Genomic DNA, 9,806 nt, shown 5'->3' with positions numbered 1-9,806 from the left:
TCAGCAAGGCTGATCCGTGTATAAACAATCACTTAAAGTCATTTTCACACCAGAATCCATGGTAACTTATCGGCATGAAATGCACTGTCAGATAACGCAAGCAGAAACCCATCTAACCATCGCGTTTGTCCATAGTTCGCCAAGAAACTCTCAACTAACTACAGCTGAAATAGACGATTCCATCAATCCATATGAATCATAGTGTTACGAGATAATGGAAACGGATTTTGAATACAAAATCAGCAAGGCTGATCCGTGTATAAACAATCACTTAAAGTCATTTTCACACCAGAATCCATGGTAACTTATCGGCATGAAATGCACTGTCAGATAACGCAAGCAGAAACCCATCTAACCATCGTGTTTGCCCATAGTTCGCCAAGGAACTCTCAACGAACTACAGCTGAAATAGACGATTCCATCAATCCATATGAATCATAGTGTTACGAGATAATGGAAACGGATTTTGAATTCCTCTTAACCACTTGTAATTAATTGCATTTAAGAAGATTACTTTGGATATCAAGCACCATAAAATAGGATAGCATTGGATCTAGTTTACATTCATTGAGCACAGTAAGGTTAGTTAACCAACAAAATAACTGCATACCTCTAAGCCTCCTTCTTGATTTTAAATGTTCTAGAAACACGAATACCACCACACAAACTCAACTCTATACGTAGTGCCTCGCTTTCCTTTAATGGTTCGGATACTTGACAAGTTTACGCCTAATTACCCCTTAAAACGTAACCATACATAACAAGAAAACCAGCACACCAGCACACCAGTACACCAGTACACCAGTACACCAGTACACCAGTACACCAGTACACCAGTACACCAGTACACCAGTACACCAGTACACCAGTACACCAGTACACCAGTACACCAGTACACCAGTACACCAGCACACCAGTACACCAGTACACCAGCACACCAGTACACCAGCACACTAATAGTAAAACATTACATTGAATTTTTTATAGGTTTGTAATCTAATAATTGTTCACAAATAACTACGTCGTATTTTTTTTAGCATCACAATGAGAGAACTTATGAATCTAGAAACAAACTTAGATCAGATACTAAAAAAGTACCAATCATCTTTCATCGATAAAGTTTATACAGATGAAAATGATGATTGCGATCTATTGATGAACGCTTTTGGAATAAGCCCAGAATTAAAGCGTGAAAATAGGCAGTACTGGGGCAGAGAGTTAGGTAAATGCTGGGAGTCTTTGGTGGTAGAAGCTTGTAAAAATGCTAAAAATTTCCAAGGGCCATTAAGAATAGGAGGAGATGAACCCTGTGACCTTAGAGTTGGAGAGTTTGCTATTGATACAAAATATCGCGTAGGTTCGGGAGACTCGGGGACTCTTAAAAAATTCAAGCAATACGGTCCGTTACTAAAAGAACATGGCTACGATCCCGTTTTCCTATTCTTAAGAGAGGATAATTTACCAGCAGCTATGACCGCCTGCCGTGTTGGAGAGTGGCAAATCTTCGTAGGCAAGCAGTCATTTGATTTTATAAAAGAAATCTCGGGCTTTGATATGGAAAAATACTTATCTAAACGAGCTCTAACGTTCGCTGTAAACCGCTGACTTCAGAAAGCCTTCTTTCTATAATTTCAATGTAAGAAGGCTCTACTTCAATCCCAATGTAGTCTAAACCTCTTTTTTTAGCAGCAACAAGTGTAGTACCAGAGCCAGCAAAAGGGTCCAACACTATTGACCCCTCAGTTCTAGGGACAAAAATATTTACTAATCTTTCCATTAGTTCTAAAGGCTTTACTGTACAGTGCAAATTATAATCAGCTTGTTTATCTCTTTGAATATTTTCTAAAATATTCGACTGAAAACCACCATCACTCTGCTGAGTATAAAATAATCCAGTTCCATACTCCATCAAAGTATTTGTGTAATTGTTTACCAATGGTTTTTGTAAAACACATACAGCCTCCCACTCACTACGTAAACAACTATGCCAACCTTCAAACTGTTCTGGGTTCGAGTGTCCCTTCTTTTCCATACTTTTTTTCATGTTTATACCTTTAGGAATACCACTATTCCTACGATAAACAACAATATCTCTAGCATAAAACCCTGCTTTCTCCAAGGCTACCTGCACATGAGCTACAGTTCTCGTACTGTTAAAAACTAGAACAGTAGCCCCTGGTTTACAGACCCTAAAAAGCTCTTTCCCCCACTCTTCACACCAGTCTTCATACTGCAGGATGTTATCTCTATTTTTCTGATACCATCTTTTGTTACGAACCCCCCCTGCGAGCCCACTACCGTAGGGGATATTCTTTACCAACGTATTACTGTCTTGAACTCTTTCCTTTCGGCGTTGAATTTCTGACTCATCCCATTTATGTCCGATAAACTCATAATTATAGGGAGGATCCGTGATACAAGCAGAAATAAAATCACTGGGTAATTTTTTCAGTTCTTCCCTACAATCACCATTAAAAACCTGGTTAATAAAACTATCTTTCAACATTACGCTCCTCTAATTTTAAGCTAATTTTAAGCTAAAAAACGCCAAGCACAAGCCAAACTGACATAATCATCAGACAACCCTGCCATCAAGAGAGATACTTTTATCTAACACCCTAGAATACCGAGATAAGTCACAGAAGACACCTATTGAGCCAGCTGAGTTAAGTACAGAAACAGGGAGATTTTCCTTATGAATAACCTCTTGCAGCCACTCGATTTTTCTATAATGGGCTAATGGCAAAGTAGGATCATACTCATAAGAACCAGTAACCCGTCCGACTATAAACTTAGACTTTTTAGGTGAGATAATAATATCCCCAATTTCAACATCCTTAAAAAATTTATAAAATGTGTGGCTTGATATACCTGCAGTGACATTGCTAGCTTTAGTGTTTTGATTTTTATATATTTTAATTAATTCCGATGTTACATATGCTTTATCACCACCATTCAAAAGATGCTCTAAAGAACCGGACGAACGAAATTCAAGTCCAATGTACCCTTTTGATACACAATCCAGAAGGTGAACATTAGCTTTACCCGCAAACATTCGATAATATGCTTTCGGTTTTTTACTTCCATTCATAAATTCACCATATTTTTCCTTCTTAAACATGGTGTAATAGGATACTTATCTTGTCTAAAAATTACACCATACAACTCTTCATTTTATCTGCTGCCACGCAATAAGAGCCACATGAACACAAATATAGTCACTAAATCAATTAATAACCTTTCCTTGTGCTACTTTGGTAAAACGGCCTCCACAAGAATTCCTTCCTGTCTGCTATAGAAGATCTAAACTATTTTAAACCAAATAACTTCAAAATACAGGATTATGTAATGAACTTACAAAAAGGGAGCGGCTACTAACGCAGCTACTTTCTTAAGAACACAGATATGGACCACTTCAGCTCGTAGAACAATCCAGTCAAAGCCGCTTCACCAACTTGTTCAACTAACTGCACAACGAAACCATCAAACTCATCAGCAAACCCAATTTTCGCCAAACCAAACTCACCATCAACTTGATCCAGTGATAGGTTACGAACCCCGCCCTGATTCTTAGCTCGACGAGCCTTGTCATTCAGCGAGGTAACGGCTTTACCCAAATCACCACCAGAAACGAGACAAAGCAGCTCATAATGCAATCAAACAGTAACAAAGACCTGATCCCACTAAAGGATCAGGCTTTCTATACCGTACATACAGTCAGACCAAATCGTTCACCACCAACTATTAGGGTAAATCATATTTAAATCGGACCTCCTAGCGGAGTTATTTATATGTTTAGTTGCATACGATGAAAAACAGCACCGTTTTGAGAGTTCCCATATCTGGTATGGGTTTCTACTTCCATCAATTGCCCCACTCTCCATACCACACATCAAAATCTCAAAAATCATCGTTCTGTCCCTCCCACTTTCTACACAACCTTATCACTCACACACCAAACCAAGACGAAGCCACACTCATCAGTGGATGAGCTCTGTGGTATAAAGAGGGACGCATCACCCGCCAACAATGCACTTGGTTATAAGAGAACAACGATGAACAATGAAAACAAACCTAACCATGTTGAAGCCATAGATAAAGAACTCGACGAATACTTCCAAGCAGAAACCACCGACCAAACCACAGAATCAACCAGCATCGAACTCGACCAATTCCTCACTCAAGAGCAAACCGATGAATACTCAAGTAAAGCTGTCGATGATGAGCTCGACATCTACTTCGAGAATGAACAGCAGTCACCATGGCAAGCTCTCAAAGGTGATGATGAAGCGGTTCACATTGGTATAGACAGTGAGTACGTCTACAACGCCGAGGAAAACCGAAACGACATTCTGTCCTATCAGTATTATCTAATCGCAGGTGAACACCACATGAGTGATGTGGTACTTACCCCCGTTGCTGATGTTATCAAGAAGTCCAGATCAGCGAACAAAAACCGTGAAGATGAACTCAAGGCGATTAATCGAATCAAGAAACCTCGTAAGAAATTTGAAGAGTTCTTGGTTGAAGTACTCCAAACTGCAATGGGGCGCGGATTCATCACAGGATGGCCAAAGAAAATTTACATCTATGCTCACTACCTTAGAGCTGACATGGTGTCATTCGAAGCGTTCTGGGATACCAGTCAGAAAGCGAAACTGGAAGTCGTCAGAAGCACATTAACCTCCACGCGTGGCGCATACGGCATCGACCTAGACGCAGTGGGTAGAACCAAACAAGCTTCAGAGCCCGTTCACTTTACAGACAAGAATGGAAAGAAACGTGAGAGTCGTGTCCGCTTTGTAGATACTTTACTACTTAGCCCAGGGCAAAGTGGACTTGATAGTGCGGGAGAACTCATCGGCATGCCAAAAGAAGTGATCCCAGCTCCATATCGCAAAGACCGAATGGATGAACTACTAGTAGAAAATGAACCACTCTTCCTTCGTTACGCATTGAGAGACGCCGAAATCACCGTTAAGTACGGATTGGAAATGCAACACTTCGCCCTCGAAGACATTAAAAAATCACTCAAAGATAAAGTTCCAGAAGAACGGTTAGATAAACTTCAATTTGAACATCTACCATCAACACTGGGTAACTTCTCAGTATCACTCTTCAAAGCACTCACGGGTGATAAAGACGATCTGAACCAAGCACTCGGTATGGAGACCAAAACGATTCAATACTGGAATCAAACAAAAGGTCGTGTCATGCAGAAGAAAGAAACTGTCATCACTGCTGGTCGTCGTATCTTCGAACAGCTCAGTGTCGATTGTTTCCATGGCGGTAGAAACGAGTGTTACGTGTTTGGTGGTGCAAACTTAGGTGATTACAACGATTTCGATCTTGCTACGGCGTACGTCAATGCCTTAATGGACATTAAACCCGTTTCATTTGAGAGAAGCTTCACTTCAACCAATATCAATGACTATCTCGGTCATAAAATGGGGTTTGCTTACGTTAAGTTTAAATTCCCAGAGCATACTAAGTTTCCATCTCTGCCAGTAAGAACGGACTTATACGGTCTGTACTACCCACTAGAGGGCTACTCTTACTGCACCGCACCTGAAATAGAAGTCGCATATAACATGGGGTGTGATATTGAAATTCAGTTCGGTGTTATCGTTCCATGGATTGAAGATAAAGAGCCACTTTTCAAAGGCTTTACGGAACTCATCAGAGAGCAAAGACAAAAATACACGGATGAAGGCGATAAATTCAGAGAGAAGCTCTGGAAAGAAATAGGCAACACGCTATACGGTAAGTTAGGGCAAGGCCTGAAGGGAAAACGGGGCTTCAACTCATCAGATGGATTAAGTAAAAACATACCTCATTCTCCTGTTACCAATCCATATTTCGCAGCTCATGCGACAGGGTTCGTTAGAGCCGTTCTCTCAGAGCAATTAGCAGGGATTCATAAACACCATGGCGACGACGTTACCGTTGTAAGTGCCACAACAGATGGGTATCTCGTAGACTGTACTGAAGAACAACTCTACGTTTCAGGAACCATTAGCCAACGGTTCAGTAAGATCTGCGAGCAAACGGGTGACGGTAAGATGATTAAGCATAAGCACCATGCTAAACAAATTATCGCAATGAAAACCCGTGGACAAATCACTGGTGAATATGGCGATACCGAACCCGTCATAGCAAAAGCAGGCGTTAAGCCACCAGAATCAGCCTTATCATCGGCAAAGGATGAAAATGCTTATATGGTCGAACTGTTCTTAGACCGTTACCCCGGACAGAAGATCCCAAACAACTCATTGATTTCACCCCGAGACATGTACCTCAAAGACATGGACTTGATAGAAATCCAACGAGAAAAGACGCTCAACTTAGAGTTCGACTTTAAGCGTAAACCCGTTAATCCTCGCATGACTAAAATCCGCCATCCTAAAGGTCACATCGTCGAGCATATCTACTTCGATACCGTACCTTGGAAGAACGAGCAAGAGGGGCAACAGACTCGCGCATTGTTTGATGGATGGCGACGCGATAACTGTCTTAAAACAATGGAAGATTGGGAGAACTGGATCGACTACAGCAAAACCAAACCACTACTGAAGGGGTCATACATCAAGTATGAGGAAGGCGGTTCACAGGGTGCCCTGCTAAAACTCGCGTTACGTGCCCTATCTAAAGAGAGCTACGGACTGACCAAAACCATTAATGGTAAGAAACTCACTCTCAAACAGCTCACTGAGCTATTTAACAATGCAGGATTTAGGATTGCAGATAATGCCATTAGTAATTCACGAGACACAGCCTTCCGTCCTAACGTACTCGCTGCGACCCCAAGACTAATCCCACTATTAAGTTGGTTAATTGCAACGTTCCCTGACATGGAGATAGAACACTTTTTCCATAAAGACGAACTGGATGAAGTAAAAATGATGCTGAAGAACTCGTGATAGTTGGTAACGATAGCGGAAAACGTGAAGAGAACCGCTTACACACAAACATATAAATGGTTGATTTTAATAAATTATATCAACATAAATGGATGTTATATCTTGATAGGGGATTAGGTTAACGATTTCGTGATGGGATTACTGACGTAATCAGAGGGGAATTGCGTGACCTAATTACACTATCAAGATACAACATCCATCTTTTAACTTAATATTATGATTTATATACCATTATTCAGTCAGAACTAAGTTTACCTATCCTAATTTTTTGCCTCTATTCAAGTTAAAAAAGGAGTGGACGGTATCTACCCTCCATTCAAGTGCATAAAGCGTGATCAGATTCACAAAAAATAACGCTAAAAATCTTGCTCTCATTTGCTCTGAAAAATACCGATACATGTCTAGCAGGCTCTTAAACCAATTCTCCCGAGTGGATTAATACCCTTTTTAGTGACAAGCAATTCGGTAATACCCTCGTTACACGCCTTTTAAACAACGATACGCCCCCTTGTAATCCACTTTTCATTTTTTCACTATAAAACACTCAAAACCATATATAAGTTGTTGTTTTAAAGTGATTTTTAATATTGACCAAAAACTTAAAAGGGGCTTAAATGAGGGCTCTTTTTAAATATGGAGACAAGAAAAATGACTGATGCAAACAAAGTACTAGAACTCACTGAAAGCCGTCTAAATGAATTAACCAATGCCATAGTAAACGCGTTGTCGAACGCGGGTGCTGGTCGTGTTGTTGATAAGGAACTGTGTGAGCAAGCCCAGTACGATATTGGTGCTGCAATGCGCGAAGTTAAACAGCTCTTTCAAGGAAACAAGAATAAGTTCGGTAAATGGCGTGATGAAAATATTATCGGCAACGGTAAACGTACGGTAGATAAGCGCACGCTTACACGTTGGACTAACTTATGTGAATTCGGAACGCTAGATGAATGTCGTAAAGTAGGATTTACCAAAGTTTACAAGTTATCGAGTAAACGCTATGCCCCTTTGCGTGAGCAAATTAAACAACACCTAGAACAACACCCGGATGTTGAATCCGACACTATCAATGAAATGTTCAACGATTTTGCAACTCAATTAAAAACAGAGAAGAAACAGACCACCCCCGTTGTGAATGATGGCTTAGTTGACAAGGTATCGGAACTGGAAGCTCGCCTCAAAGAGCTAGAGCAGGAAAATGCCAACCTACGTCAACAGTTAGAAGGTCAACCCACTCTTGAAGCTGCGTAACTTGTTACCGAAACGACATTATGACGTTTCGGTTTTGCTATCGACTATTAAGGAACACCCATGGCAACCGAAGTAAAAAAGAACACGGTGAATTTATTCAGTGTCAAGTTACAGGTGTCAACGAGTATCTTGGCATCAATCAATATCACTGATGGCAATATCAGTGTCAGAGCAGCGAGCGGTAAACAGCTAGCTCATTTGACTCTTAAAGATGAAGAAAGTGAGCAAAATCTCGATACGCTATTTGCTGACCTTGAGAAGCTTTGTATCCGAGACGCGAATTACTGGATAACCCTCCCAACAGGTAGTTGGGTGCGGAAAAACGCCATTCTAGGATATGAATGTCACCTTAGTGAAAAATATCAAGGACTTATCCTGAGAACTCAAGGTAACCGGATTCTTTCATTTATTCCCTGTGATGATCTAGATACACAGTTAATGATCAAACAGGAAATTCAGAAGGCTACAGCAGCCTCATCACCGTCCCGTCGTTACAAACCTAACTGGGACTTCCATCAAAGCGCAGTTTAACTGCATCTTTTACTTAACTATTGGAATATAAATTATGAACATGTCTATCTATGATTTAATCGTTAATGCTTTCACCGCTGAAGCAAATCGCACTAACCAGAACCGCCGAACTCGCCTTCGTGAGGTTCGTAAAGTTGGTCAGAATATCGAGTCGAAAGGTGGCAAGATCCAACACTGGGATCAAATCCTTGATGAGCTTGAAACCGCGCTGGTGCACGACTATGACACTAAACGCGATTCTTTCGGTTACAAGGAGACAGCGAAGCGCTTGAAGCAGGTCATTAGCGAAGTCACTGGTCACTAACGTGTTACAAGTTACTCTCACTACTTAATAGTTTTTTAATAGTACGTTTTTTATCAAATAAATTGCCCAGACCTTAGCGATTATTTCATGCAAGAATTTCCATGCCCTATCTGAAAGGTGTTTGTTGACGGACGTTAGCAAGCACCTTTCGACCTTCTGCTTTCCATTCTTGAAACGACATAATTTCAGCTCGAACCCATCAATAAAAAAGAAGCAGAGTCCCCCCTACTTCTTCCTTTACTAGATAACATCTAGTTCATCCAATGCCCCTCCGATTAATGCACCTGCGACAAACCCGATCGCCCCGCCAAGAACGACACCCTGTGGACCATAGCGGGTACCGAGTGTGGCACCGTACTTCGCGAATTGAACACCTGTTGACGCGCTCGGCTTAAACCAGCGCTGTTGAGGGTTAGAATGAAAATGTGTTTTTGCCATACTGTTTTTCCTTTTCTATAAATACAGAAAAGGGCGATACCTTTCGATATCGCCCTTGTTGATAAGCCTAATTTAGTGATGGGACTTAATCATCGTCATCATCAGCCATGAAGTCGCCGCCGAGCCAACCATCGTCGCCCGGTTCCATGTCGAAGTCCTGACTGAAGCCAGAATCTTCTGTGCCATCATCATAGTCACCTTGGTCTTCTGTCCAGTTGCCCATAACGAATACTCCTTCTTAACTGTAATCCATTGCGCCACACGTATCGCATGACCCACCCTTGGTGACCCAACCGGGACAACCTAAAGAGCGGCATGAGTAACCTGATGCCATAAGTGGCTTAATGAATGTCACTTGCATTGCT

The 9,806-nt window shown here is 41.2% G+C and carries 12 protein-coding genes; 5 read left to right on the top strand and 7 right to left on the bottom strand.

From position 1 onward, the window contains the following. Window positions 1-729: 729 nt before the first annotated feature. Window positions 730-936, bottom strand: a complete 207-nt coding sequence (locus NL643_RS18650; RefSeq protein WP_253644964.1) for a hypothetical protein — start codon at window positions 934-936, stop codon at window positions 730-732. Between the two features lie 120 nt (window positions 937-1,056). Between NL643_RS18650 and NL643_RS18645 the strand changes: the two genes are divergently transcribed. Beyond that, window positions 1,057-1,605: a hypothetical protein gene (locus tag NL643_RS18645; protein WP_213896590.1), complete on the top strand. Its 549-nt coding sequence runs from the start codon at window positions 1,057-1,059 to the stop codon at window positions 1,603-1,605. Here NL643_RS18645 and NL643_RS18640 read toward each other — a convergent pair. The 3 genes from NL643_RS18640 to NL643_RS18630 all read right to left on the bottom strand — a co-directional run bounded on the left by NL643_RS18640 (window position 1,571) and on the right by NL643_RS18630 (window position 3,617). After that, window positions 1,571-2,506 carry a site-specific DNA-methyltransferase gene (locus tag NL643_RS18640; protein ID WP_213896591.1) on the bottom strand — a complete coding sequence of 312 codons (936 nt, stop codon included), beginning with the start codon at window positions 2,504-2,506 and terminating at the stop codon, window positions 1,571-1,573. The genes NL643_RS18645 and NL643_RS18640 overlap by 35 nt on opposite strands. 69 nt (window positions 2,507-2,575) lie before the next feature. After that, window positions 2,576-3,091, bottom strand: coding sequence for a hypothetical protein (locus NL643_RS18635; protein ID WP_213896592.1), 516 nt, complete (start codon window positions 3,089-3,091; stop codon window positions 2,576-2,578). Between the two features lie 292 nt (window positions 3,092-3,383). Next, on the bottom strand, window positions 3,384-3,617 hold the full coding sequence (locus NL643_RS18630; protein WP_250154788.1) for a hypothetical protein: 234 nt from the start codon (window positions 3,615-3,617) through the stop codon (window positions 3,384-3,386). A 438-nt stretch (window positions 3,618-4,055) separates the two neighbouring features. On the opposite strand from NL643_RS18630, the gene NL643_RS18625 reads away from it, so the two are divergent. The 4 genes from NL643_RS18625 (at window position 4,056) to NL643_RS18610 (ending at window position 9,003) form a co-directional block, all read left to right on the top strand. Further along, a complete protein-coding gene (locus NL643_RS18625) occupies window positions 4,056-6,920 on the top strand; it encodes a DNA polymerase (protein WP_253644963.1) in 2,865 nt (954 codons plus the stop codon). A 648-nt stretch (window positions 6,921-7,568) separates the two neighbouring features. After that, complete coding sequence (locus tag NL643_RS18620) at window positions 7,569-8,168, top strand: hypothetical protein (protein ID WP_253644962.1); 600 nt, start codon at window positions 7,569-7,571, stop codon at window positions 8,166-8,168. A 60-nt stretch (window positions 8,169-8,228) separates the two neighbouring features. Then, the gene (locus NL643_RS18615; protein ID WP_061871896.1) at window positions 8,229-8,699 is read left to right on the top strand and encodes a hypothetical protein; all 471 of its coding nucleotides are present in this window, start codon (window positions 8,229-8,231) and stop codon (window positions 8,697-8,699) included. Window positions 8,700-8,733: 34 nt separating this feature from the next. Continuing rightward, the gene (locus NL643_RS18610; protein WP_025534411.1) at window positions 8,734-9,003 is read left to right on the top strand and encodes a hypothetical protein; all 270 of its coding nucleotides are present in this window, start codon (window positions 8,734-8,736) and stop codon (window positions 9,001-9,003) included. A gap of 240 nt (window positions 9,004-9,243) precedes the next feature. Here NL643_RS18610 and NL643_RS18605 read toward each other — a convergent pair whose 3' ends face one another. From NL643_RS18605 to NL643_RS22760, 3 genes are all read right to left on the bottom strand, one after another. Further along, the gene (locus tag NL643_RS18605) at window positions 9,244-9,441 is read right to left on the bottom strand and encodes a hypothetical protein (RefSeq protein WP_182020207.1); all 198 of its coding nucleotides are present in this window, start codon (window positions 9,439-9,441) and stop codon (window positions 9,244-9,246) included. Window positions 9,442-9,526: 85 nt separating this feature from the next. Further along, entirely contained in the window at window positions 9,527-9,664 is a 138-nt protein-coding gene (locus NL643_RS18600; protein WP_005484894.1) for a hypothetical protein, read from the bottom strand. 15 nt (window positions 9,665-9,679) lie between these two features. Beyond that, complete coding sequence (locus tag NL643_RS22760; RefSeq protein WP_254901957.1) at window positions 9,680-9,802, bottom strand: hypothetical protein; 123 nt, start codon at window positions 9,800-9,802, stop codon at window positions 9,680-9,682. Window positions 9,803-9,806 lie beyond the last annotated feature (4 nt).

Origin of the sequence: Vibrio sp. Y42_MX_L11, assembly GCF_024181785.1 — a bacterium.
Taxonomy (GTDB): Bacteria; Pseudomonadota; Gammaproteobacteria; order Enterobacterales; family Vibrionaceae; genus Vibrio; species Vibrio diabolicus.
This window is presented reverse-complemented; position numbering and strand designations above follow the sequence as displayed.

What these genes read in the sequence shown, in the direction of transcription:
- NL643_RS18600 (WP_005484894.1), bottom strand. Translation starts at nt 9,664, where the DNA reads ATGGGCAACTGGACAGAAGACCAAGGTGACTATGATGATGGCACAGAA.
- NL643_RS18620 (WP_253644962.1), top strand. Translation starts at nt 7,569, where the DNA reads ATGACTGATGCAAACAAAGTACTAGAACTCACTGAAAGCCGTCTAAAT.
- NL643_RS18605 (WP_182020207.1), bottom strand. Translation starts at nt 9,441, where the DNA reads ATGGCAAAAACACATTTTCATTCTAACCCTCAACAGCGCTGGTTTAAG.
- NL643_RS18610 (WP_025534411.1), top strand. Translation starts at nt 8,734, where the DNA reads ATGAACATGTCTATCTATGATTTAATCGTTAATGCTTTCACCGCTGAA.
- NL643_RS18640 (WP_213896591.1), bottom strand. Translation starts at nt 2,506, where the DNA reads ATGTTGAAAGATAGTTTTATTAACCAGGTTTTTAATGGTGATTGTAGG.
- NL643_RS18615 (WP_061871896.1), top strand. Translation starts at nt 8,229, where the DNA reads ATGGCAACCGAAGTAAAAAAGAACACGGTGAATTTATTCAGTGTCAAG.
- NL643_RS18625 (WP_253644963.1), top strand. Translation starts at nt 4,056, where the DNA reads ATGAACAATGAAAACAAACCTAACCATGTTGAAGCCATAGATAAAGAA.
- NL643_RS18635 (WP_213896592.1), bottom strand. Translation starts at nt 3,091, where the DNA reads ATGAATGGAAGTAAAAAACCGAAAGCATATTATCGAATGTTTGCGGGT.
- NL643_RS18645 (WP_213896590.1), top strand. Translation starts at nt 1,057, where the DNA reads ATGAATCTAGAAACAAACTTAGATCAGATACTAAAAAAGTACCAATCA.
- NL643_RS22760 (WP_254901957.1), bottom strand. Translation starts at nt 9,802, where the DNA reads ATGCAAGTGACATTCATTAAGCCACTTATGGCATCAGGTTACTCATGC.